The sequence below is a fragment of the Streptomyces sp. NPDC018964 genome, assembly GCF_044390325.1.
Lineage (GTDB): Bacteria > Actinomycetota > Actinomycetes > Streptomycetales > Streptomycetaceae > Streptomyces.
Genome location: NZ_JBIRYZ010000010.1, coordinates 82,804 through 105,777, shown reverse-complemented (window position 1 = coordinate 105,777; position 22,974 = coordinate 82,804). Strand labels below are relative to the sequence as shown.

At 73.8% G+C, this 22,974-nt stretch carries 22 protein-coding genes and 1 pseudogene; 11 read left to right on the top strand and 12 right to left on the bottom strand.

Translation table 11 applies throughout. The annotated features are described in order from the left end of the window. Window positions 1-82 precede the first annotated feature (82 nt). The gene (locus ACH5AO_RS18850; RefSeq protein WP_398925958.1) at window positions 83-1,228 is read right to left on the bottom strand and encodes a sugar ABC transporter substrate-binding protein; all 1,146 of its coding nucleotides are present in this window, start codon (window positions 1,226-1,228) and stop codon (window positions 83-85) included. A gap of 233 nt (window positions 1,229-1,461) precedes the next feature. Here ACH5AO_RS18850 and ACH5AO_RS18845 point away from each other — a divergent pair, with 233 nt between their 5' ends. Together ACH5AO_RS18845 and ACH5AO_RS18840 are read left to right on the top strand one after the other, a co-directional pair. Continuing rightward, window positions 1,462-2,289: a hypothetical protein gene (locus ACH5AO_RS18845; RefSeq protein WP_398925956.1), complete on the top strand. Its 828-nt coding sequence runs from the start codon at window positions 1,462-1,464 to the stop codon at window positions 2,287-2,289. Between the two features lie 95 nt (window positions 2,290-2,384). Next, the gene (locus ACH5AO_RS18840) at window positions 2,385-2,705 is read left to right on the top strand and encodes an antibiotic biosynthesis monooxygenase family protein (RefSeq protein WP_398925954.1); all 321 of its coding nucleotides are present in this window, start codon (window positions 2,385-2,387) and stop codon (window positions 2,703-2,705) included. 22 nt (window positions 2,706-2,727) lie between these two features. On the opposite strand, the gene bla is transcribed toward ACH5AO_RS18840, so the two are convergent. After that, window positions 2,728-3,621: a class A beta-lactamase gene (gene bla / locus ACH5AO_RS18835; protein ID WP_398926329.1), complete on the bottom strand. Its 894-nt coding sequence runs from the start codon at window positions 3,619-3,621 to the stop codon at window positions 2,728-2,730. A 253-nt stretch (window positions 3,622-3,874) separates the two neighbouring features. Here bla and ACH5AO_RS18830 point away from each other — a divergent pair, with 253 nt between their 5' ends. Beyond that, the gene (locus ACH5AO_RS18830) at window positions 3,875-4,843 is read left to right on the top strand and encodes a LysR family transcriptional regulator (protein WP_398926327.1); all 969 of its coding nucleotides are present in this window, start codon (window positions 3,875-3,877) and stop codon (window positions 4,841-4,843) included. Beyond that, a complete protein-coding gene (locus ACH5AO_RS18825) occupies window positions 4,840-5,727 on the top strand; it encodes a serine hydrolase (RefSeq protein WP_398925952.1) in 888 nt (295 codons plus the stop codon). The genes ACH5AO_RS18830 and ACH5AO_RS18825 overlap by 4 nt, the downstream gene beginning before the upstream one ends. Before the next feature lie 128 nt (window positions 5,728-5,855). On the opposite strand, the gene ACH5AO_RS18820 is transcribed toward ACH5AO_RS18825, so the two are convergent. Further along, window positions 5,856-6,059, bottom strand: coding sequence for a cold-shock protein (locus ACH5AO_RS18820; RefSeq protein ID WP_003969786.1), 204 nt, complete (start codon window positions 6,057-6,059; stop codon window positions 5,856-5,858). Between the two features lie 241 nt (window positions 6,060-6,300). Beyond that, entirely contained in the window at window positions 6,301-6,681 is a 381-nt protein-coding gene (locus tag ACH5AO_RS18815; RefSeq protein ID WP_398925950.1) for a MerR family transcriptional regulator, read from the bottom strand. 502 nt (window positions 6,682-7,183) lie between these two features. Between ACH5AO_RS18815 and ACH5AO_RS18810 the strand changes: the two genes are divergently transcribed. Continuing rightward, window positions 7,184-7,555 (top strand): DUF6479 family protein, encoded by a 372-nt coding sequence (locus tag ACH5AO_RS18810; RefSeq protein ID WP_398925948.1) that lies wholly within the window; start codon window positions 7,184-7,186, stop codon window positions 7,553-7,555. A 164-nt stretch (window positions 7,556-7,719) separates the two neighbouring features. Here ACH5AO_RS18810 and ACH5AO_RS18805 read toward each other — a convergent pair whose 3' ends face one another. After that, entirely contained in the window at window positions 7,720-9,423 is a 1,704-nt protein-coding gene (locus tag ACH5AO_RS18805; protein WP_398925946.1) for a glycoside hydrolase family 13 protein, read from the bottom strand. A 523-nt stretch (window positions 9,424-9,946) separates the two neighbouring features. Here ACH5AO_RS18805 and ACH5AO_RS18800 point away from each other — a divergent pair. Continuing rightward, entirely contained in the window at window positions 9,947-10,753 is an 807-nt protein-coding gene (locus ACH5AO_RS18800) for a hypothetical protein (RefSeq protein WP_398925944.1), read from the top strand. Between the two features lie 58 nt (window positions 10,754-10,811). On the opposite strand, the gene ACH5AO_RS18795 is transcribed toward ACH5AO_RS18800, so the two are convergent. The 3 genes from ACH5AO_RS18795 to ACH5AO_RS18785 form a co-directional block, all read right to left on the bottom strand. Next, window positions 10,812-11,087, bottom strand: a complete 276-nt coding sequence (locus ACH5AO_RS18795; RefSeq protein ID WP_398925942.1) for a hypothetical protein — start codon at window positions 11,085-11,087, stop codon at window positions 10,812-10,814. A 99-nt stretch (window positions 11,088-11,186) separates the two neighbouring features. Continuing rightward, on the bottom strand, window positions 11,187-11,936 hold the full coding sequence (locus ACH5AO_RS18790; protein ID WP_398925940.1) for a GAF and ANTAR domain-containing protein: 750 nt from the start codon (window positions 11,934-11,936) through the stop codon (window positions 11,187-11,189). Between the two features lie 66 nt (window positions 11,937-12,002). Beyond that, complete coding sequence (locus tag ACH5AO_RS18785; RefSeq protein WP_398925938.1) at window positions 12,003-13,346, bottom strand: helix-turn-helix domain-containing protein; 1,344 nt, start codon at window positions 13,344-13,346, stop codon at window positions 12,003-12,005. Between the two features lie 97 nt (window positions 13,347-13,443). Here ACH5AO_RS18785 and ACH5AO_RS18780 point away from each other — a divergent pair, with 97 nt between their 5' ends. Then, window positions 13,444-13,608, top strand: a complete 165-nt coding sequence (locus ACH5AO_RS18780; protein ID WP_398925936.1) for a hypothetical protein — start codon at window positions 13,444-13,446, stop codon at window positions 13,606-13,608. A 33-nt stretch (window positions 13,609-13,641) separates the two neighbouring features. Here ACH5AO_RS18780 and ACH5AO_RS18775 read toward each other — a convergent pair whose 3' ends face one another. Both ACH5AO_RS18775 and ACH5AO_RS18770 read right to left on the bottom strand, forming a co-directional pair. Next, entirely contained in the window at window positions 13,642-14,724 is a 1,083-nt protein-coding gene (locus ACH5AO_RS18775) for a hypothetical protein (protein ID WP_398925934.1), read from the bottom strand. A 63-nt stretch (window positions 14,725-14,787) separates the two neighbouring features. Further along, complete coding sequence (locus tag ACH5AO_RS18770) at window positions 14,788-16,056, bottom strand: PP2C family protein-serine/threonine phosphatase (RefSeq protein WP_398925932.1); 1,269 nt, start codon at window positions 16,054-16,056, stop codon at window positions 14,788-14,790. Between the two features lie 109 nt (window positions 16,057-16,165). Between ACH5AO_RS18770 and ACH5AO_RS18765 the strand changes: the two genes are divergently transcribed. Beyond that, entirely contained in the window at window positions 16,166-16,612 is a 447-nt protein-coding gene (locus ACH5AO_RS18765; RefSeq protein WP_398925929.1) for a hypothetical protein, read from the top strand. Between the two features lie 155 nt (window positions 16,613-16,767). Then, window positions 16,768-17,754 (top strand): endonuclease/exonuclease/phosphatase family protein, encoded by a 987-nt coding sequence (locus ACH5AO_RS18760; RefSeq protein WP_398925927.1) that lies wholly within the window; start codon window positions 16,768-16,770, stop codon window positions 17,752-17,754. 131 nt (window positions 17,755-17,885) lie between these two features. Here the strand turns inward: ACH5AO_RS18760 and snpA are convergent, their stop codons facing one another. Next, a complete protein-coding gene (gene snpA, locus ACH5AO_RS18755) occupies window positions 17,886-18,563 on the bottom strand; it encodes a snapalysin (RefSeq protein ID WP_398926325.1) in 678 nt (225 codons plus the stop codon). Between the two features lie 217 nt (window positions 18,564-18,780). Between snpA and ACH5AO_RS18750 the strand changes: the two genes are divergently transcribed. Beyond that, window positions 18,781-19,707 carry a LysR substrate-binding domain-containing protein gene (locus ACH5AO_RS18750; protein ID WP_398925926.1) on the top strand — a complete coding sequence of 309 codons (927 nt, stop codon included), beginning with the start codon at window positions 18,781-18,783 and terminating at the stop codon, window positions 19,705-19,707. Between the two features lie 23 nt (window positions 19,708-19,730). On the opposite strand, the gene ACH5AO_RS18745 is transcribed toward ACH5AO_RS18750, so the two are convergent. Then, window positions 19,731-21,818 (bottom strand): PhoX family protein, encoded by a 2,088-nt coding sequence (locus ACH5AO_RS18745; protein WP_398925924.1) that lies wholly within the window; start codon window positions 21,816-21,818, stop codon window positions 19,731-19,733. Window positions 21,819-22,071: 253 nt separating this feature from the next. Between ACH5AO_RS18745 and ACH5AO_RS18740 the strand changes: the two are divergent. Then, a pseudogene (locus ACH5AO_RS18740) lies at window positions 22,072-22,974 on the top strand (Toxic cation resistance protein); the annotation flags it as partial.

Sequence of the window (22,974 nt, the reverse complement as noted above, 5' to 3'; positions counted from 1 at the left end):
GCCGCTCGGCGTGCGGGGGCCGCCCGGTCGTCACCTCCGACGGCGACGTCGTGACGTCATGAGCAGCGTGGCCGACCGCTTCCTACGACGTCAGGCCGATCTCCGCGCAGTCCGCCGCGTACTTCCCGGTGCAGATGTCCTCGACGGTGTAGACGCCGTCCTGGACCACCGTGGCCTCGATGTTCTCCTTCGTGAGGGCGACCACCGGGACCAGCATCGCCGGGATGTCCTTGTGCGTCGGGCTGTCGACCACGTCGCGCGCCAGGGCGTCGAACTGGATCGACCTCTCCTGCACCTTGGCCACCGCCATGTCCGCGGCCCCCGTCGCCTCCAGCAGGAACGACTTGTACACCGTCATGTACTGCGTGCCCGACACGATCCGCCGCACCGCCGCCAGGTCGGCGTCCTGCCCGGTCACCGGCGGAAGGTCGGTGACGCCCGCGTCCTGGAGCACCTCGATGACGGCGCCCGCCATGCCGTCGTTCGCCGAGTAGACGGCGGCGATGTTCCCGGCGCCGACCTCCTTCACCGCCTCGCGCATGTGCTCCGCGGCGGCCTCGGGCAGCCACTTGCCGGTGTCGTACGACTTGACGATGTCCACCTTGCCGTCCAGTTCGCCGAGCGCGCCCTTGCGGAACAGCGCCGTGTTCGGGTCGGCGGGCTCGCCGTTCAACATGACGACCTTGCTGTTCTCGGCGCCCTCGCCGAGCGCGTTCACCAGGGCGCGGCCCTGCACCTGGCCGACGAGCTCGTTGTCGTGGGAGACGTACGCGTCGACCGGGCCCTCGGCGAGACGGTCGTAGGCGATGACGGGTATGTCCGCCTCCTTCGCCTTCTCCACGTCCGGCGCGACGGCCTTGGAGTCCACCGCGTCCACCACGATCACGTCGACCTCGTCGGCGATCATCCTCTGGAACTGTTCGCTCTGCTTGTCCTCGCTGCCCTCGGCGTTGGCGTAGACGACCCTGCCCTGCTCGTTGGTCAGGGACGCGACGCGGCTCTCGATGAGGGGGTGGTCGAACTTCTCGAAGCGCGCCGTGTCCTTGTCGGGCAGCAGCAGGCCCACGGTGATGTCGTAGTCCCGGTCCGGCGACGCGGCCCCGTCGCCGCCCACCGCGTCGACTACACCGCACGCGGTGAGCGACAGGGCCGACAGGCCGGCGGTCAGGAGCAGGGCGGAACGGCGTGGGGAAGCGGCGCGGGTGCGGGGGGTGGTGCGGGGGTTCACGTGGGGGCCTTCCGGGCGGGTGCAGCATGGTGACCCAGTGACTGTGTCCGTTGTGCGGTGGTGCGGCATGCGTGCTCACGGCACCCTCGCGGGCCGTACGGAGAATGTGCGCAGGAGCGGCACACAGGCTGCACACAGTGGGCCGGGGGCGTCGTTAGCGTGGCTGTCCCCTGCTCCGGACCCCTCGCCCCGGCGGGCGTCGGAGTCGGTACGCCAACTCAGGAAGACAGCGGATGGACTACTGCTCCACGTGTCGCCGGCATCTGAACGGCGCCCTGGTCTGCCCGGGCTGCGGTGCCTACGCCCCCGACATCGCGCCCGCCGTCATCGGCGGCCGCACCGTCCCCGGACCGGCGACGGCCGCCGCGCCCGGTGCCGTCGCCACTCCTCCGGCCCCGCCTCCCGGCGACGCGCCGCGGGCCTCCGGGTCCACGGGTACGGGCCGGGCGGCGCGGCGGCGGCAGCTGGTCCGCTGGAAGAAGACCCAGCGGCGGGCCCTGGTCGCGACGGCCGTGGCTCTCGTCGGCGGCGGGCTGACCCTCGCCTCCCTGGACCGGAGCGGCACGGACCGCACCCAGGCCGCCACGGCACCCGACCTCAGGGGCATGGGCGGCGCGAAGGCCCCCGCGGACCAGTACGACGACCCGGGCACCCCGGCCGCCTCCCCGGACCGTACGGTGCGGTCGCCCTCGGCCGACGACGGGCGCGGGCGGACGGACGCCGAGGCCGCACCGGAACCCGCCGCCCCCTCCGACGCCCGCACGGACACCGCCGCCCCGGAGACGGCGGCGCCGTCGCAGCCGCGTACGACCTCCCCGGACCCCGTCTCCCGCTCCGGCTCGCGCTCGGACACGGAACCGGAACGGGAGTCCGTCTCGGGTTCCGGTTCCGGCTCCGGCTCCGGTACGGTCACGCCGTCCCCGGCCACCGGCAGCGGCGACGGAGACGGCGGCACCGGCCAGGGGGACGGCTCCCAGCCCACCCCGTCCGCCCCGTCCACGCCCCCGGCGGCCGAGCCGGACTCCGAGCGGCTCTGCCTCCTGGTGATCTGCCTCGGCTGACCTCCCGCCGGGGCGCAGCACCCGTGTGCTGTCACCCGGCACCGGCTCACGACCCCTCCGTGTGTCCCGGACCGGCCCTGCGGAACAATCGGGACATGAGCGTCGTCAAGATCAACGTACTCACGGTCCCGGCGGAGCAGCGCGAGACGCTGGAGCAGCGGTTCGCCGCGCGGGCGGGGGCGGTGGAGGGTTCGGACGGGTTCGAGTGGTTCGAGCTGCTGCGTCCGGTGGAAGGCACCGACACCTACCTCGTCTACACCCGCTGGCGGAGCGAGGAGGACTTCCAGCGCTGGATGGCCGGCCGCGCCCAGGCCGCCCACGGCGGGGCGCAGGGCGAGAAGCCCCGGCCGGCGGCCACGGACGCCACGCTGTGGTCGTTCGAGGTGGTCCAGCAGGCCGCGCCCAGGCAGGACTGACGCCGCGGGCCGCTCCCGCGGCTCAGACGAGGACGTCGAGCACGCGGCGGGTGGCCTCGGCGACCAGGGCGTCGCTGGCGGCGGCCTCGCGGTCGGGCCGTTCGGTCAGGACGGCGATCACCAGCGGGGCGCCGTGCGGCGGCCAGAGCACGGCGACGTCGTTGGCCCGGCCCCAGTCGCCGGTGCCGGTCTTGTCGCCGACCTTCCAGTCCCGGGGAACACCGGCCCGGATGCGCAGGTCGCCGGTGGTGTTGCGGACCAGCCAGTCCGTCAGCAGTTCCCGCTTCGGGGCCGGCAGGGCGTGGCCGAGGACGAGGGCACGGTAGTCGGCGGCGACGGCCCGGGGGCTGGTGGTGTCGCGCGGGTCTCCCGGCGGGTTGCTGTTCAGCTCGGGTTCGTAGTGGTCGAGGCGGCTCACGCGGTCGCCGAGTCCGCGCAGGTGGGCGGTGAGTGCGCACGGGCCGCCGATCTCGCGCAGCAGCAGGTTGGCGGCCGTGTTGTCGCTGTACCGTACGGCCGCGTCGCAGAGGTCGCGGAGGGACATGCCGGTGTCGACGTGCTTCTCGGTCACCGGTGAGTAGGTGACGAGGTCGGCCCGGGTGTAGGTGACGCGCCGGTCCAGACGGGCGACCGGGTGCCGGTCCAGGACCGCGGCCGCCGCGAGCGTCTTGAAGGTGGAGCAGAGCGCGAAGCGCTCGTCGGCGCGGTGGACCACGGTGGCGCCGGTCCCGGTCGCGAGGGCGTACACCCCGAGCCGGGTGCCGTACTCGCGCTCCAGGTCGGTGAGGCTCCGGGGGTCCACCGGTGAGGGCGTGGAGGTGCGGCTCGGTGCCGGCGGGCCCGCCAGGTCGCGGCCGTACGCCGGGGTGCCGGTGGCGTGTCCCGCCACGGGGGTGAGGGCCGCGGCCAGGAGCATCGCGCGGCGGGAGAGGTGTGCGGTCACGGAGGTCCCTTTCGGACGGTTCGGTCAGGACTGTCGGATCAGGTCAGGACGGTGTGGTCAGGACGCGGGTACGGCGGACAGCAGGGACGGGGGCGGGTGCGAGTGCCGGGGCGGTAAGGGGAAGTCGGCGTAAGGACTCATGCGCCGACAACAGCAGCGACAAAGGCCGTACGTCCAAGACCGCTATCGATCACGGATCGATCAGTACTCGATATCGTTGCTGATCGTGGACCTGGTGCGGCACCTGGAGTGCTTCGTGGCTGTTGCAGAAGAGTCACACTTCGGGCGTGCCGCGACCCGTCTGGGAATGGCCCAGCCGCCGCTGTCGCAGCGCATCCAGCGGCTGGAACGGGAGCTGGGCGTGCGGCTGTTCGAGCGGACCAGCCGTCAGGTGACGATCACCGAGGCGGGGCGGCTGCTGCTGGCCGAGGCCCGGGAGCTCCTCGCCCGTTCCGAGTCGTTCCTGGCGACCGCGCGCCGGGTGCGCGACGGCGAGACGGGGCTGCTGCGGGCGGCGCTGCCCCCGGACCTCTCCGGCGAGACCGTCGCCGCCCTGCTCGCCGACTTCGGGCGCCGTCACGACGGCCTGGAGCTGGAGTTGCACGAGCTGTCCACGGCGCAGCAGCTCGCCCGGCTCGCGGCCCACGAACTGGACGTCGGTGTCGTCCACCACCCGTGTGACGTCTCCGGTCTGGAGCTGGGCCCGGTGCTGCGGCGCGAGCTCGGGGTGCTGCTGCCGCGCTCGGCCGGGGCGGCCGGGTTCGACGCGGTACCGCTGGTCGCGCTGGCCGGCCACGACCTGATCCTGTTCCCGCGCGCCGCGGCCCCCGCCCTCTACGACGACCTGCTGACCACCTGCGCCCGGGGCGGTTTCACCCCGGCGGCCGTACGTCACGGCCAGGGCGCCAGCTTCGTACGCGGTCTGGTGCTCTCCACCGGGGCCGTCGCCCTGTGCCCGCGCGACGCCCTGCCGCCGCCCCCGGAGGGCGGGGAACCGGACGTCGTGTGGCGTCCGCTGACCGGTGGGGCGCCGGCGCTGCGGCACTCCGCCGCCTGGTCCAGGGGGCGCGGGGACGCCGCCGTGCACGCCTTCGCCGAGGCGGCCACGCACGCGCTGCGCACCACCGCCGGCGCGACCCCCGACGTACCGACCCGTCCGCTGCACCTGCGCCCGGCATCGGAGTGGTGGCTGTGACCGACGCCCTCGCCCGCATCCACGCGGCCTTCGCCGACGCCGGGGTCACCGGCCGGCTGCACGCGCTCGACATCGACTCCGGGGCGCAGCTCGACGCCGGGGCGGACCAGCCGGTCCCCACGGCCAGTGTCCACAAGCTGTGTGTCCTGGTCACGCTGCACGAACAGGCGGCGGCGGGCCTGCTGGACCTCACCGAGCAGGTGGAGTGCCCGCCCGCCGGGCGCACCACGGGTCCCACCGGGGTGGCCGCCATGCTGGACGCGGTCCGGATGTCCCTGCGCGACCTGGCGTTCCTGATGATGGCGGTCAGCGACAACGCCGCCGCCGACCTGCTGCTGCGCCGGGTGGGTCTCGACGCCGTCAACGCGACGACGGCCCGGCTCGGCCTCACGCGGACGCTCGCCGTCCACTCCTTCGGCGAGATGCTCGCCACCGTCAGGGAGGACGCCGGTCCCGACGGGGCGCGGGCGCTCGCCGACCCGCGGGTCATCACCCGGTTGCGGGCGCTCGACCCGGCCCGCACCAACCGCAGCACACCGCGCGACATGACCCGGCTGCTGGCCGCCGTGTGGCGGGACGAGGCGTGTACGCCGGAGCACGGGGCGGCCGTCCGGCGGATCCTGGGGCTGCAGGTGTGGCCGCACCGTCTGGCGTCGGGCTTCCCGTTCGACGACGTGCACGTCGCCGGGAAGACCGGCAGTCTGCCGACCCTGCGCAACGAGGTCGGTGTCGTCGAGTATCCGGACGGGGGCCGTTACGCCGTCGCCGTGTTCACCCGGACCGCGCACACCGCGGCCACCCTTCCGGCGGCCGACGCGGTGATCGGCACGGCCGCGCGGATCGCGGTGGACGCGCTGCGGGCGAAAGGGCTGCGGTCGCGTTGATCCCGCGTGGAATACGAGGGGAGAGCGGCGGGAAAGCGGCGGGGAACGGCGGGGAACGGCGGAAAAACAAAGGGCAGGGGCCCGCACCGAAGTGCGGGCCCCTGCCCTTACGATCCCTGCGCCGGTGATCAGGCGGGGACGATGTTCTCCGCCTGCGGGCCCTTCTGGCCCTGCGTGACGTCGAAGCTCACCTTCTGGCCTTCCTGGAGCTCACGGAAGCCCGAGGTGGCGATGTTCGAGTAGTGGGCGAACACGTCAGCGCCGCCGCCGTCCTGCTCGATGAAGCCGAAGCCCTTTTCCGAGTTGAACCACTTCACCGTACCGGTGGCCATATCAATTCTCCTGAGACAGTGCTGGGACTCGCACTTTACGAATCCCTTCATCGTCGCGATGATCACCTGCCCGGAGACCCGGTAGCAAACTGGCAACCACAACTGCAACTGACGTCAGCCTAGCACGGAAGAAGTCGACGGCAAGCGAGGAAAATCACTGGAATAAAACACCGGCGACATGTTTAGGGAAAGAGATTTTCTCCGGCGGGAGCGGAAATACTGTTTCGGCGGGGACAGATTTTCAACGGCGTCCGCGGACCGCCCCCGCGTCGCTCCGGCGCAGCTCCTCGTTGGCGCGTTCGGCCTGTTCCAGCTGGTCCTCGAGGGTGATGATGCGGCACGCGGCGTCGACCGGTGTGCCCTGGTCGACCAGTTCGCGGGCCCGGACGGCCAGCCTCAGCTGGTGGCGCGAGTAGCGGCGGTGGCCGCCTCCCGAGCGCGTCGGGGTGATCAGCCGCGCCTCGCCGAGGGCGCGGAGGAAAGCGGGTGTGGCTCCGACCAGTTCGGCGGCCCTGCCCATGGTGTAGGCCGGGAAATGGTCGTCGTCGAGCCGGTCGGCGACGGGGAGCCGGTCCTGGTCCGGCTGCCGGCCGTCGGCGTACGGCTGACTTCCCGAAGGCATACGCACCTTTCCGCGGACCACGGTGGGCACGGTCCGCCACGGGGACGGATTCCCCACGGGGAACTCTAGTCGGGGCCCGGTGGAAAAACTGCTGTGGCGACGACAGATGTCCTGCGGACGCCCCTCGGCGGGATTCCACGCGACCACCGCGCCCGAACGGGTGGGGGCGGTGCGATACGGGTTCTTGTCGTTGGGGGCGTCACCGGGAACGGCCGGGCGGCGGGCCGTTCGCCGGCGGGTGTCCGCTCCCCTCGCCCCCCTGCGTACGGGACGGGGCGCGCCCCCGACGGGACGCCGTCACCGTCGGACGGGACCCCGGGGGCGGGAAGGCCGGGGCCGGGCCCCGAGCTGCACACGTGGGGACGCGACGGCCCGTCCCGGCCTTCCTCTGGCCGCAATCTGTCACGGCACGGGGGAGGCCGCCCGCCGGGACGGGCCACGGGCGTGACGAGGTCGGACATTCCAGGCGATTTATCTCATTTCTTCGGCCATACTCGAAAGCATGAACACGGCGACGTATGTACTTCTGGCCTCCACCACGCACCGGTGGGCCGTCTTCGCGGCCTTCATCGGCGGGTTGATCGTGGCCGGCGCGCTGGTCTGGGCCGTACGGGTCGGCATGCGGTACATGGACCGGGAGGAGCCCCGCCCCACCCCGGAGGACCAGCCGAGACTGCCGGACGGCGGCGCGGTCCGCGAGATGCGGGAGATACGGGAGCCGGACGAGATGCCGGACATGTCGAGGACCGGCTCACGGCTCATGCCGTACGAGCTCCACCACTCCGCGACCAGGACGGGCAAGGACCAGCAGCGCAAGCGCTGGCTGCCCGGCTCCAGCGGCGGCTTCGGCAGCGGAGGCCCCGGGCACGTGTGACCCGGCCGCCGGTTCAGCGGCGGGCTCCCCGTACTGCGGTCACGGGCACCCCCGGAGCCGATTCCGCCGGTGCGCCCGCGCGGGCCGCCCGCGCTGGACGGCCGTACGGGTGGACCGGCCGAGCCTCCCCGGCCCCGGCGGGCCGGGCCGGGGAGGTGGGCGCGTCAGCGGCCGAGCCAGGCGGTGGTGTCCGGGCCGAGGCGGCCGTCCTCCAGGGGGGCGCTGGTCAGCAGGACCTCGCCCGCCGGGAGGGAGACCGGGTCGGGGGACAGGTTGGCCACACAGCGCCAGCCGTCGCCGCGGTCGAACTGCAGGACCCCCGCCGGGGTCTCCTCCGCCCAGTTCAGCGTCTCGCCGTCGAGCAGCTTGCGGCGGGTCCGCAGGGCCGCCCGGTACAGCTCCAGCGTCGAGCCCTCGGCCCCGTCCTGCGCCTCGACGGCGTACGCGGCGAAGGACGGCGGCTGCGGCAGCCAGGCACCGGCCGCCCCGAAGCCGTACGACGGACCGGTCGTCGTCCACGGCAGCGGCACCCGGCACCCGTCGCGGCCCTTGCGGACGTGCCCCGTCTGTTCCCAGATCGGGTCCTGGAGGACCTCGGTGGGCAGGTCGGCGACCTCGGGCAGGCCCAGCTCCTCGCCCTGGTAGAGGTAGGCCGAGCCGGGGAGCGCCAGCATCAGCAGGGTGGCGGCGCGGGCCCGGCGCAGACCGGCGGCCGGGTCGACGGCGGGGGCGTGGCCGCCGGACAGCAGCCAGGCGTTCTCGTCCGTGCCCGGCGGCAGCATCAGGCGGGAGGCGTGCCGGACGACGTCGTGGTTGGAGAGCACCCAGGTCGCCGAGGCGCCGGCGGCGTGCGCGGTCCGCAGCGAGTCGGTGATGACCTGGCGCAGCTCCTCCGCGTCCCACGCGGCCTGCAGGTACTCGAAGTTGAAGGCCTGGCCCAGTTCGTCCCGGCGGGCGTACAGGGCGCGCCGGGCGCCGGGGACCCAGGCCTCGGCGACGGCCATGCGGGGCGGGGAGTAGGCGTCGAGGATCTTGCGCCAGTCGCGGTAGATCTCGTGCACCTCGTCCCGGTCGTAGAAGGGGTGGGTGCCGGGCGGGAAGCCGGCGAGGGCGCCCTCGCGGCTCAGTTCGGGGGCGCCGAGGTCGCGCAGCGGCTCGTCGAGGTCCTTGGCGAGGGCGTGCGCGACGTCCACGCGGAAGCCGTCCACGCCCCGGTCGGACCAGAACCGCAGGGTGGTGCGGACATCGGCGCGGACGTCCGGGTGGCCCCAGTTGAGGTCGGGCTGCTCGGCGGCGAACAGGTGCAGGTACCACTGTCCGTCCGGGACCCGCTGCCAGGCGCTGCCGCCGAACACGGACTGCCAGTCGGTGGGCGGCAGCTCGCCCCGCTCGCCCTTGCCGTCGCGGAAGACGTAGCGGTCGCGGGCCGGGGAGCCGGGTCCGGCGCGCAGCGCCTCCTGGAACCAGACGTGCTGGTGGGAGGTGTGGTTGGGGACGATGTCGACGATCACCTTCAGGCCGAGCCGGTGGGCCTCGGCGACGAGCGCGTCGAAGTCGTCGAGGGTGCCCAGGCGCGGGTCGACGCCGCGCGGGTCGGCGACGTCGTAGCCGCCGTCGGCGAGCTCGGAGGGGTAGAAGGGGCTCATCCACAGGGCATCGACGCCGAGGGCGGCGAGGTGGGTGAGGCGCCGGGTGATGCCGCGCAGGTCACCGAGTCCGTCGCCGTCGGCGTCGGCGAAGCTGCGGGGGTAGACCTGGTAGACGACGGCCTGCCGCCACCAGTCGGGGTCCTTGGAGGAGAGGTCGGGCGTGGCGTCGGGGGCGGGGTGCGGCGGCCGGGGGTCGGGCGTGATGGTGCGGTCGGTCACGCGGTCTCCTCTGGGTGCGTGCGGGTACCGGCAGAGAATCTGTCCGCTTCACCGTAAAAGCGAACACACCGGCAGCGTGGAGCCATTCCCTACAGATGGGGAATGACCTCTTTTGCCATGATTTGACGGAACCTTTCCGGGCTGCCCCGGAGTGGAGGACGGCGGCCGGCGGGAGGAGCGGTCGCGCCCTCGTGAACGGCTGCCTCGAGGCGCGCCCGGCCGTCGCCGGATACGCGCCGGGTACGGCTTCACGCGGCGGGCCACTTCCACGTCCACGTCCAGCAGGGCCGGGGCGTCGTCGACACCGGTGTCGCGGTCGACGATCACCGGGACGGGCCGTCCGCCGGTCGCGGCGGGCCCCCTTCCGCCCGGTGCGTGACGGCCGGCCCCGCGCGGGGTGCGGGCCGGTTTCCGTGCGGGCGGCTCACCCGGACGGCCCGCCGCGCTGGTGGGGCGTCCGGCGGGGTGGTGCCGTAGGAACACGGCCGCCCGTGGACGGCCCGGTCCCCCAGGAGGCACCCCGATGACCCATGCCCCGGCCGCCGCCCGCGCCCTCCTCGCCTCCGCGCTGTCGGTGACGTCCCTGCTGACCGTGGCGGCGTGCGTGGCCGGCGACCGGGAGGTGCCGCGCGCGCTGCCCGCGGGCGTGGCCGAGCCCCCGGCCGCCTCGGCGTCCTCCGCCTCACCCGCCGCCGAGCAGCCCCCGCCCGGCCCGCCCGCGCTGAGCGAGGAACAGCTGCGGGCGGCGTTGATCACGGAGACCGACCTGGGGGAGCCGTGGACGGCGAGCCGGTCCACGGCGACCTGGCGGGACGGGCTGCTCAAGGCGAAGGCGGAGAACGCCGACTGCCACCGGCTGCTCGACGTCCTCTACACGGAGGAGCTGTTCGGCCCGCCGGCCGAACCCGGCGCCACCGTCACGCTCGACGACACCGCCAACGACTCCCAGCTGCGCCACCAGGTCGCCACGCACCCGCCCGCCGACGTGGACCGCGTCCTGACCTGGCTGAAGACGCTGCCGGAGACGTGCGGGCGGTTCGAGGCGACGACCACCGCAGCCGGTGTCCAGCTCGTCGAGGTGGCGGAACTCCCGCTCCCGGAGGTCGGCGACGCGCGGGCGGGACTGCTGCTGACGATGACCGGGGAGACGGCCGACGGGGTGCCGACGCGCCTCACCGTGAACCTCGCGACGGTCCGCGTCGGCGAGGACACGCTCATCCTCACCAACGGCGGCCTCGGCACGGTCCTCCCCGAGGTCACCCGGGCGATGACCCGGCTCGGCGCGGACCGCCTGGCGGACGTCGGCCGGCAGGTGCGGGTACGGGTCTGAGGCGGGGCCCCACCGAAAGCCGAAAGCTGAGGGCTGAGGGCTTAGGGCCAGCGGGTGATCAGCCCAGCCGGTCCACGGCCTGCTTGGCCTCGACCAGGTCCGCGCCCGTGGTCTCGCGGTACAGCTTGATCGCCTGGATCTTCTTCCCCCGGCGTACGAGGTCGAGGATCTCCTCCCTCCCCGGGATCTCCTCCTGGAGTCCCAAGTGCCGCATCACCGTGTCGAGTTTGCGCTCGACACGGGCGGCGCGGCGGTCGACTCGGGAGAGGTGGCTCCGGATCGTCGTGACACCGAGGATCACGACGCAGGTCAGGAAGAGGATGGCTATGTCCATGACCGCCAAGCGTAGGAAGCGGGGACGGACCGGCGGGGACGACACGCTTGCCCAGAACGCCTCGGCACTCGCTGCCCAGGGCATCTCGGCACCCGCTGTTCAGGGCGTCTCGAAGCGGCGGCGGTGGGAGACCACGTCCAGGGCGACCTCCAGGGCCGTGCGGTCGTGGGCGAAGGCGTCGGCGCGCAGGCGGGCCAGGGCCTCGTCGGCGCCGATGCCCAGCTGGGCCATGATCATGCCGACGGCCTGGTGGACGCGGTCGTGGTCGGCGGCCAGTCCGCTGAGCCAGGGTTCGTCATCACCCGGGAGGTCGTACGGCAGATCCATCAGCGCCACCGTCATGACACCGGCGACGAGCCGGGCCACCCGCAGCTGACCCTCGGTGAGTCCGCCGGGGGTGCCGCGGTAGAGGTCGAGGGTGCCGACGCAGACGGAGTCGCTGCCGAGGGGGAGCGCGTACACGGCGCGCACGCCGGCGCCGATCGCCTGCTGGGCGAAGACGGGCCAGCGGTCGGCGCAGCCGACGGCGGCGAGGTCGCGGACGAGGACCGGCGCGCCGACCTCCAGGACGTGGCGGCAGGGGCCGTCGCCCAGGGTGGCCTGGAGCTGGGCCAGACGCGCGGCCCGCGGTCCGGAGGCGGCGAGTTGTACGGGCATTCCGTCACCGCGCAGCGACACGCTCGCGCCGTCCACCGGCAGCAGTTCGAGGGCCACCGCGCACAGCCGCCCCGGCACGGCGGCCGGCCCGGCGTCACGCAGCTCCGCGGAGATCGCGGCGACCGCACCGATCACCCGTTCGTCCTCCCGGCCCGGCTCGCCCCCGGGACCGTCCCTGGGCCGCACGCCCACCGCCTCCTTCGGCCGTTCACCCCCGGAAACGAGCCCCGACTACCCGGCCCGCCCGGCCCGAAACGGTCAGACCGGGGGCTGTGCCGGGGCCGGCCCCAGGGTCGTGGTGCCCGGGGCCGTGCGGTGGCCCAGGCCGGTGCGGTAGGCGTCCAGGGCCGCCTCGACGCGGCCGGTGCGGCGCAGCAGGTCACCGAGGAGGCGGCACAGGTCGGCCAGGTCACCGGCCGCGCCCGCGCGTTCCAGCAGGCTCATCGCGCGGACGTAGTGCTCCTCGGCCCGCTCGGCGTCACGGGAGTCCTCGGCGATGATGCCGAGCAGCCGGTGCGCCGCCGCCGCGTGCACCGCGCCCCGCTCGGGGGAGAGCCCGCCGAGCACGTCCTCCAGCAGGGCCGCCGCCTCCTCGGAGCTGCCGCGCCGGTGCAGGACGTCGGCCAGTTCGACGGTCACCTGGCTGCTGTAGAGGGACGCCCGCTTGGCCGACAGCATCGCCAGCGCCTCGCGCATCTCCTCCTCGGCGCGTTCCAGGTCCCCGTTCTGCGCGTACACGTAGCCGCGCATCCAGTGGCAGTTGGCCAGCTCGGTGCGGAGCTGCAGTCCGCGGTAGAGCTCCGCCGCCTTGGCCAGCGAGGCGTCCGCCTCGGCGAGACGGCCCTCGGCGAGCAGGGTGCGGGCCACCGACCGGTGCATGCGCGCCACCAGCGCCGGGTCGCCGGACTGCGGCGCGAGCGCCAGCGCGAACTCCGCCGCCTGCGCGGCCCGCGCGTGCGCGCCCATGTCCATGTACGGGCCGATCGCGCTGGCGTAGAGCAGCAGCAGCGCGTCCGGGTCGTGCAGGCCGCTCCGGTTCAGTTCGTCGATCGTGGTCTCGAGGAGGTAGACCGCGTAACGGAGTTCCCCCGCGAGGTAGTGGGCGACGGCCCGTCCGCGCAGCGCCGGCACCCGGGCGGGCAGCGGTGCCTCGGCGAGTCGGGCCTCGGCCCGCTCGAAGTAGTCGCGTCCCTCGGTCAGTTCGCCGGTCTCCAGCGCGCACTCCCCGAGCCCGAGCAGCGCGGCGGCCTGCTCCTCGGCCAGCCCCTGTGCCTCCGCCTCGGCGAGCAGCCCGGCGTACTGCTCCACCGCGGCCTCCGTCTCGCCGACGGCGAGCGTGCGCTGCGCCTCGGTCAGCCGCAGGTGCAGCTCGGTCACGAGCCGGGCGGAACGTCCGGTGGCCAGTTCGTCGAACGCGACTCCGAGACGGTCGGCGAGATGCCGCAGCGCGTCGTCGGAGGGGCGCACCCGGCCCGCCTCCAGCGTGGAGATGTAGGCGGGTGTGTACACCGGCTCCGCCAGCTGCCTCTGGGTCAGCCCGCGCTCCGTCCGCAACTGCTGCACCCGTCGCCCGATGGCCGCCGGCTCGTCCCGCTCCCCCACGCCAACTCCCCCAGTGCCCCTTGCCGTTCGTGACCCACAGCCCCTAGGTTAAACCGTGAATTAAACGCGCTTAACCCGTCGCTGTTGCGAGGTCGCCGTGCTGGAACGCACACGCATCACCGGGCGTCACGCCCGTGGCTTCGCCGCGGCCGTCGCCGCGGTCGCGGCGCTGGTCCTGGCGGCCAACGCGGGCCCGGCCAAGAACACCGACCCCGAGCCGCACCGGCAGACCACGGAACCGGTGGAGGCGGCGGTCCGGTAGGACCGGGCCTCGCCCGCCGGGCCGGCCCGGTGCTCAGGCCTGTGTCTGCAGCTGCCGCAGCTGCCGTCGTACGTGATCCAGGGCCCCCTCGCGCCGCCCCGGCACTCGGCCGCGCAACTCCGCGAGCACCGCGCCGAGTTCACGGGCCCGGGCCGGGTCGCCGATCCGGCCCCACTGGTGGTGCGCCCGGTCCACGGCCGCCTCGACGGCGGGCGCGTCCGCCGACTGTCCGGCGGTCAGCCGGGTGCTCGCGACGGCCAGCCAGGTGCGGCAGCTGCGCGCCGCGTCCCCGGCCAGCATCGCCAGGTCCGCCCGGACCTCCGTCCAGTGCAGCGCCTCCTCGGCGGCGGGCCCGTGCGCCAGGCGCGCCGCCTGCTCCAGCCGCGCGGCGAGCGCGTCGGCGTCCGCGTGCCGGCCGGAGCGCACGGCGGCGGTGACGGCCGCGTGCGGATCGCCCGGCACCGGCCCGCGCCGCGCCAGCGGCAGATCGGTGCCCGCGCTCTCCGGCGCGATCCGCGTCAGCGCCTGCTGGTGCAGTTCCTCGTCCGGCGGACGCCATCCGCTGCGCAGGATCGTCGCGATCGCCTTCATGTACGCCGGTGCCGCGACCCCGCGACGGGACGGCGGGGGCGCGACACGGCCGTAGACGGCGTTGTCGGGGCCGCAGTCGAGCGGGGGCGGGCCCGGCGTGCGCGCCGCCGTGACCAGCGCCTGCCAGGTCTCCGGGTCGGCGTGCAGATCGAGGAAGAGCGTCGTCGCGCCCGCCGGACGCAGCCGCAGTTCCTCCCGGAACCAGTGCCACGGCAGTCCGGTGTACCGCACGGTGGGCGCGGTCGTGCGGGCCAGCGCCAGGTGCGGCAGCCGCTGGCGGCGGTCGAGCTGGAGCTGCCCGGTGACGTACACGGTCAGCGGTCCGGGCGCCGCGGCGGCGGCGCGCAGCCGGGTCAGTACGGCCTGCGGGTCCAGCGGGTCGGCGAGTTCGACGACGTTCGCGGTGTCCGCGCCGGACAGCACGGCGGGCGGTACCGCCGCGAGGACCGGGAGCACGGACGCCGCGTCCACCAGCCGCCCGCGGCCCAGCGGCGAGGCCGCCAGCAGCAGCACGGTTCCGGGCATGGTCCCCTCCCCTCTCGATCACCTACGGCAGCACGGTAACCGCTGCGGCCGCGAAGGGCGGTGTCAGTGGGATGAACGTCCCCCTTCGGGGCCTTCGCCCCCCGTCGTGGGGGACACCGCGGGGGACACGCGGTACGGCGGCCCCGCGCGGGCCGCGCCGGGCGCGTGGATCCGCCGTACCGCGAAGGCGGTGGTGTCGTCGACCAGGTGTCCCCGGCTGTGCCTCAGCGTCCCGTCCCGTACGGCGGCGACCAGCCGGCCCGGTGCGACGACCCGCGGGTCCGCCGACACCGCCCGCGTCAGGTCGTCGGCGAGCCGGTAGAAGTCGCCGGCGCCGTTCCGGGCCTCGGTCACCCCGTCGGTGACCAGCAGCAGCGTCTCCTCGGCGGCGACCGGCACCCGGCACACCGCGGGCGGGTCCGGGGCGAGGTCGCGGCAGCCGAGCGGGAGGCCCCCGCCGGCCGGCAGGGACCGCACCCCGCCGGGGCCGACGGCCAGCGGGGGTTCGTGCCCGAGGACGACGGCGTCCACCACGTCGGTGCGGTCCGCCGGGAAGCCGAGCAGTACGGCGGTGGCGAACCGGTCGCCGTCGTCCCGGCCGAGCGCCGTGGTGTACGCGCGGTGCCGCAGCATCCGGTTCTCCAGCCGGTCGACGACGGCCGCCAGCTCCGCCTCGTGGTAGCCGGCCTCGCGGAACGCCCCGAGCAGCACCGCCGCCGTCTCCACCGCGCCCAGCCCCTTGCCCTGGACGTCACCGACGAACACGCGGGTGCCGTACGGGCCCGGCTGGATGTCGTAGAAGTCCCCGCCGACGCGGGCCTGGGCGTCGGCGGTGAGGTAGACCCCGGCGTGCTCCAGGCCGCCCCAGCCGGGCGGCAGGGGGCGCAGCACGGTGCGCCGTACGGTCTCGGTGACGTCCCGCAGGTGCAGCGCGCGGCGCTCACCGCGCACCCGCACCACACAGGCCAGCGTGGCGAGGACGCCACCGGCGGCGACCAGGATGAAGTCGGGCAGCCCCGCCTGGAACTGGTGCGGCCAGGCGTTGTCCACGGCGGTGTACGTGACCACCGAGACCACGGCGAACAGGGCCGTCCCCCACACCCCGCAGATCGCGGCGGCGATGCCCGGCACCAGCACGATCCAGGAGACGGTCCGGAACTCTCCGCCGGTCCCGCGGTCGGCCACCAGGATGGCGACGAGCAGCAGCAACGGCGGCACCCAGGCGACGCTGCGGCCCCTCAGCCGCAGCATCTCGTGCCGGTGCCCGGCGTCGCGCCGGCCGGTCGCGGGGGACCGGTCGCGCAGGTCGTGTCCCCCACTGCCCGGACTCACCGCCCCAGCGAAACACGACGCCGGGCGGCCCGCATCCGGTCTCCACTTGCCGACGGGCCCGGTGAGGTGTGCATTGGTGGGACGGGGGCGAGGAGAGAGGAGTGCTCCCATGGCGCACACGGCATCCCGGCCCCGGGCGGCGATCGAGCAGCGGGCCGGCACGACCGACGTCTTCAGCGCACGGACCCACAAGGCGGCGAAGGTCGTCGTACCCGTCCTGCTCGGCGTCGTGTACGGCTACTGGGTGGCGGCCAACCGGCGCTACGGCGGGCCGATCACCGTGGAGAACTTCCTGTACGGCTTCTTCGCCGGCGTCGTGTTCTCCCTGCTGTTCATGGCGCTCCTCGCCCTGGCCCCGAGGATGCGGCGCGAACTGCACGCGGCGCTCTGGGCCGCCCTCATCGGCAGCGCGATCGGCTTCCTGATCATCCAGGCACCCAGCCCCGGCGTCCTGCGCTCCGCGATCCTGGGCCTGGCGGTCGCGGCGGGAGTGTTCCTGACGATGTTCTACCGCTTCTACACCCACGAGGACGCGCAGGGCCACCGGGTGAGGTGAGACACCCTCCCCGGCCGCCACCCGCACGGGAGCCCCCGTCCGGACAGCCTCGTGCACCCGTGCGCACCCCCGTCCCCGGCAACCACCCGCCACGCCCCCCTCGTCCTCTTGAGGGAGAATCCGGGCATCGCACCCGTGAGCGGAGGGCCGGAACGTTGGACACTGCGACTGCCGATCCGACAGCCGTCCGGGACGGGACGGGGGGACGGCGGCGGTTCGGCGCCTGGTGCGCGGGGCTGCTGTTCGCCGGGGTGAGCGTGGTCGTCGGCTGCCGGACCGCCGACACCGACGGCGTCACCCCCGTGCCCCAGCTCCTCGCCTTCCTGCCCTGGCTGCTGGTGCCCACGGCCGCCGGGCTGCTGTTCACCCTGGTCGCCCGCTGGTGGACCGGCGCGGTGTGGGGCGTGGCCCTGCTGGGGCTGCTGGCCTGGTTCATCGAGCCGTACGGGAAGACCGGCGATCCCGCCGGGCCGCCCGTCGCCGAGCTGCGGGTGCTGACCTCGAACGTGGAGTTCGGGCGGGCCACCGACGCGCTGATCGACGCCGTACGCCGTGAGGAACCGGACGTCGTGTTCGTCCAGGAGTGCGAGTACACCTGCGACGCGGCGCTGAAGCGGGAGCTGACCGACGCCTACCCGCACCGGGAGGCGGTGGAGGGCGGCGGCTCCGAGGGCTCGGTCGTCCTCAGCCGTTTCCCGCTGCGCGCCACCGACGGGGTCCCCGGCACCATGGGCATGCCCGGCGCCGTCGCCGACGTCGACGGGCACCCCGTACGGCTCCAGCTCGCGCACCCCATGCCGCCGCTGCCCGGCCAGGTGGACCTGTGGCAGCGGGAGCTCGGCCGGCTGCGGGACGCGGCCGCCGCCGACCGGGACACCCCGACCGTGCTCGCCGGGGACTTCAACGCCTCCCAGGACCACGCGGCCTTCCGCCGCATCCTCGACACCGGCCTGCGCGACGCGGCCCGCCTGGACGGTGCCGACCGGACCCCGACCTGGCCGTCCCGCACGGCCCCGGCCTTCGGCACCCAGATCGACCACGTCCTGGTCTCGGAAGACTTCGCCACGCTCCGATCCCGCTTCCTCACCCTCCCGAACACCGACCACCGAGCCTTGATGGTCGACCTGACCCTGCACGCGTAGCCACCGCGTAGCCGCGGGCAGTCGTGCCGCAGGGCGGCACGGGTGGGCGCGACGGCACCCCGCAAACGCCGGGCTGCGCAACACCCCCCGGCCGCCCTCACACCGTGCGGCTACCGGTCACCGGTCACCAGTCACCGCGAGGACTTCTGCAACGCCTTGTCCAGCGCCGCGGCGAACCCGTTCGCCCACAACTGGTTCACCCGCGACCGCTCCGCGGAGTTGGGGTACGCGTTGGTGCAGGACGGCCCCGGCCCGCCCCCGGACATCAGCTCACTGCACGGCCCCGAGTAGTGGTCCGGAAGCCCCAGCACGTGCCCCGTCTCGTGCGCGGTCACCCGCGTCGAGTCGTACGTCTGGTTCTGCCGGTAGTCGAGGAAGATGTACCCCCGCCCGTGCCCGTCGGTGGACGCGTACGAGCCGCGCGAGTCGTTCCCCTCGTAGTACGAGAAGTCCGCGCCCGACGTGCCGGCCTGGAGTCTCACGTTCGAGACCGAGCTGTTCCAGATCTGCGCGCTGCGGGATATCTGCGAGGCGAACGACGGTGCCCGGGAGGCGTTGTAGACGACGGTGACGGCCGCCGCTCTCGTCGGGTTCGCGGCCCGCTTCTCGGCCGCCGACTTCAGCACGGCCTCGAAGAAGGCCCGGTTGGCGGCCGCTTCCTCCGACGACCCGTCATAGGCGGCGTACGAGGCGGCCGAACCGGCGTCGAGGGGCGCGGAGGCCGCCGTCGCCGGGGCCGTGCCGAGGCCGAGAGCCGTGAGGCTCAGGCCGGCGGCGGTGAGCACGGACATGGGCACACGCATGCGCATACGCATCGATGACTCCTTGCGGTGGGGGTCGAGTCACATGTCACCGAGGAGTGTGTGCGCCTGTGCGGCGGCTGTGATGATGGCAACCGGTGATAGGACGGCCCTATCAACCGACTCCGGCCGCCCAGCCACCCCGCCGCGTACGCCCGACTCCGCCTGAACGGACGGGGTTTGTATGTCTGGTGAAACCTGAACTTCCGCCTTACCCTCCCAGGGCATGGAGCTTGAGGTCAGGCACCTCAGGGCGCTGTGCGCGATCGCCGACACCGGCAGTCTGCACCGCGCCGCACGCCAACTCGGCGTGGCCCAGCCCTCGTTGAGCACGCAGTTGCGGCGCATCGAACAGGAGCTGGGCGGTGCCCTGTTCGTGCGCGCGCGTACCGGATGCCGTCCCACCCCCCTGGGCCGGCTGGTGCTCAGCCGCGCCCGCCCGCTCGTCACCGAGCTGCGGTCCCTGGTCACCGAGGCCCGTGCCGCCGCCGTCGGCGGCCGGCAGCTGCGCATCGGCTCCACCGCCAGCCGGGCCCTGGCCGGCTGGCTGCGACGGCTGCGCCGGCACTGGCAGGAGCCCACCCTGCACATGGACGTCTCCGCCAACGCCCTGCTGCGCATGGTCGCCGAGGGGCAGCTCGACGTGGCGTTCGTGCACGAGGTCGAGGGCTCGCCCCTGCGCATCCCCGAGGGCCTGCGCATCCGGGTCCTCGTCGAGCGCGAACCGCAGTGCGTGTCGCTCCCGGCCGACCATCCGGCCGCCGCGCACCCGGTGGTCCACCTGTCCGACCTGGCCGGCGACCGCTGGATGATCGACCCGGCGGTCGACGGCGAGTGGGACGCCGTACGCCGGGTCCTGCACGCCGCCGGGATCAGCCCGCGCGTGCTGCACGGGGACTATCACACGGCCGCGTCCCTGGTCGCCATCGGCGAGGTCGTCACCGTGTGCCAGCCGACCTCGCTCTCCCGCCCCGAGACGGCGGTCCGCCGGCTGCACGGCGACCCGCTGGGCGTACGGCTGCTGCTGGCGGCGCGTACGGAGTCGGAGCTGGAGGGCGTCTATCCCGACCTGGCCGAGGCGTACCGGGAGGTGGCGCGGCAGGCACCGGCGTACCGGGAGTGGCTGGATCAGGACCTGGTCCCGGGCCCCTGATCAAGCCACTCCCGAGGGGTGCGTCAGACGCCGATGTCGCGGCCGTCCGCGCGCCACACCGCGACGACGGCCGGGCGGACGTACGTGCCGGGCCCGTCGGGCCAGGCACTGGCCGGCTGGTCGACGGTCGCCCCGTCCACCTCACCCGGGTGCTGTACGGCGACCAGCACCCGCCGGTCCTGGATGACCGGGCCGCAGGTCTCGGCGCCGTTGGGCACGGTGAGGAACTGCTTCAGCTCACCTCGCCGGTCGCCGCGCGTGGCGACGCCGAAGAGGCCGTCGTGGGAGCCGAGGGCGCTGCCGTCGGTGGAGATCCACAGGTTGCCGTGGTCGTCGAAGGCGACGTTGTCCGGGCAGGAGATCGGGCTGACGGAGTCCTTCGGGAACCCGGCGAAGTACGTCGCCGGGTCCTCCGGGTCGCCCGCGACCAGGAACAGCGACCAGGCGAAGCGGGTGCTCTCCGGCCGGTTCCAGCGCTCGGTCAGTTCGAGCACGTGGCCGTGCTTGTTGGAGTTGCGCGGGTTGGCCTCGTCGGCGGCGGCGTAACCGGTCTTGCCGCGGTTGGAGTTGTTGGTGAGCGCGACGTACACCTTGCCGGTGACCGGGTTGGGCTCGATGTCCTCGGGCCGGTCCATCTTGGTGGCGCCGACCTTGTCGCCGGCGAGGCGCGTGAAGACGAAGACCTCCTCGGCGGTCATGCCCTCGACGTGCGAGACGGCGCCGTCGGCGGTGGCGGTGGCCAGCGGGATCCACTGACCGCTGCCGTCGAACTCGCCGTCCTTCGGCAGCTTGCCCGTGCCGTCGATCTCGATCGCGGGCGAGTCGCCGGTGAGCTTGGCGACGTACAGCGTGCCCTCGTCGAGCAGGGAGAGGTTGTGCTCGCGGGCGGAACGGCTGTTGCCGTGCCGCATCTTCTTGCTGCCGACGAACTTGTAGAAGTAGTCGAACCGCTCGTCGTCGCCGGTGTAGACGACCGGGCGCCCGTCGTGCGTCAGCCGCACGGTCGCGGCCTCGTGCTTGAAGCGGCCGAGCGCGGTGTGCTTGCGCGGGGTGGAGTCGGGGTCGTACGGGTCGAGCTCGACGACGTAGCCGAAGCGGTGCGCCTCGTTGGGCTCCTGGGCGAGGTCGAACCGCTTGTCGAACCGCTCCCACTTGCGCTCGGTGGCGCCGGTGCCGATGCCGTACCGCTTGTCGGTGGCGCTGCTGCCGTTGGCGAAGTACTGGTTGAAGTTCTCCTCGCCGTGCAGGGTGGTGCCCCACGGGGTGGTACCGCCGGAGCAGTTGTTGAGGGTGCCGAGCACCTTGGTGCCGCGCGGGTCGGCGGAGGTCTTCACCAGGTCGGACCCGGCGACGGGGCCGGTGAGCCGGAACTCGGAGGTGGCGGTGAGCCGCCGGTTGAGCCGGTGCCGGTTGACGGCGGTCAGCTTGCCGCTGCGCCGGTCCTCCTCGACGGCGACGACGGCGAGGCCGTGCGCGGCCCAGGCGATCTCCACCTGCTCACGGGTGGGGTTCTCCGGGTCGTAGTCCCGGAACATGAGGATCTCGTCGGTGTACTCGTGGTTGGCGACGAGGAGCTGCCGGCCGTGCTCGCCCTTGAGGGGCAGCAGGGAGAGGAAGTCACAGTTGTACCCGAACTGCCCGGCCTGCGCCTTGGCGCTCTGCCTGTCGCCGTCGAAGGCGGGCGCGCCGCGCAGGATGGGTTCGCCCCAGCGGATGACGACGTTCTGCCGGTAGCCCTCGGGCACGGTCACGGCGTCGTTCGTGTTCGGCGCGACGGGCGTGAACCGCAGACCGCGGGCGCCCTTGGGCTTGTCGTGGTGGTGCCCGTGGCCGTGGCCCTTGCCGGCGGCGGGGGCCGCCTGCGCCTCGGGCGCGGCGGCGACGCCGACCGCCCCGGCGCCGGCGGCGGCGACGGTCACGACGGCGGCGGCGCGCATCATGGAGCGGCGGCTGAGGGCACCGGCGATGACGTCACCGACGTACTCGTTGGAGCTGGTGTTGGGCACCTCGTGGAAGCAGGCGTCACCACACCGGAAACGGCAGGTCATGGCGGACCGGCCGCCGGGGTGGGAATCGGACGGCGTTCCGATCAGCGGCAGCAGCTTTCGCACGTTTTCTCTCCTTGGGTACCCGTGGTGTCAGCGTGACCGTAGGAGTACATATGTGCGGTAGCCGGGCGGCCGGGTGAACGGTGAGTGAACCTGCGGCAGCATCTGGGACGTCGCACCGGGCCGAATCGCACCCTTGACATATACGATTCCGCAAACCCAACCCTGCCCAAGATCGCCCTTGCGGGCCGTTAACCTTACGTGTCCGTCCTGGCCAGGGATTGACGGGCATCAACTCACGCGAAGGGTTGCGCACATGGGCATTCTCACTCTCCTGCGGAACGCGTTCGGCCGGTCACGCAAAGCGAGGTCCGCCGAAGCGGGGGGTGCGTCGGACACCGCCGGGACGGCGAGCACGCCTCCGGCGTCGCACGCCCCGACGGAGTCGGCCCCGGAGCCCGCGGCGGCCCCGAAGATCCCGTCCCCGTCCCCCGAACCCCGCACGGCCTCCGTCCCGGAACCCCGTGAGGAACACGACCTGGTCTCCGCGGCCTTCGACAACATCACGGTCCCCAAGCCCACCCGTTCGGACGCCCCCCCGACCCCCGCCCAGGAACCCGAACCGGAGCCGACGGCCAAGGCGGAGCCCGAGCCGGAACCGGCAGCCGAGACCGAGCCTGAGCCCGAGCCGGAAGCCGCGCCGAAGGCAGAGACCGACCCGAAGCCCGAACCGAAGCCCGAGACCGAAGCGAAGCCCGACGCCGCCGCCGAGCCCAAGCCAGAAGCGGAGCCCGAGCCGGAGGCCACCACTGAGGCTGAGCCGGAGCCGGCAGTCAAGGCAGAGCCCGAGGCCGAGGCCACGGCGGAAGAGAAGCCCGAGGCCGTCACCGAGCCCGCGGCCGCCGACGGCGAGGACACCCCACAGGGGCCACCCGCACCCGACGACGAAAGCAGCACGGGCGGTGCGGGTGGGAACGAAACCCCGGCCGAAGGCGAAGCCGAGGCCGAACCGGAGCCGGAACCGGAGCCCAAGGCCGAGGCAGAGCCCGAAACCACCCCCGAGCCGGAGCCTGAGCCCACCACCGAAGCCGCGCCGGAGCCGACAGCCAAGGCAGAGCCCGAGACCGAGGCCACGGCGGAAGAGAAGCCCGAGGCCGTCACCGAGCCCGCGGCCGCCGACGGCGAGGACACCCCACAGGGGCCACCCGCACCCGACGAC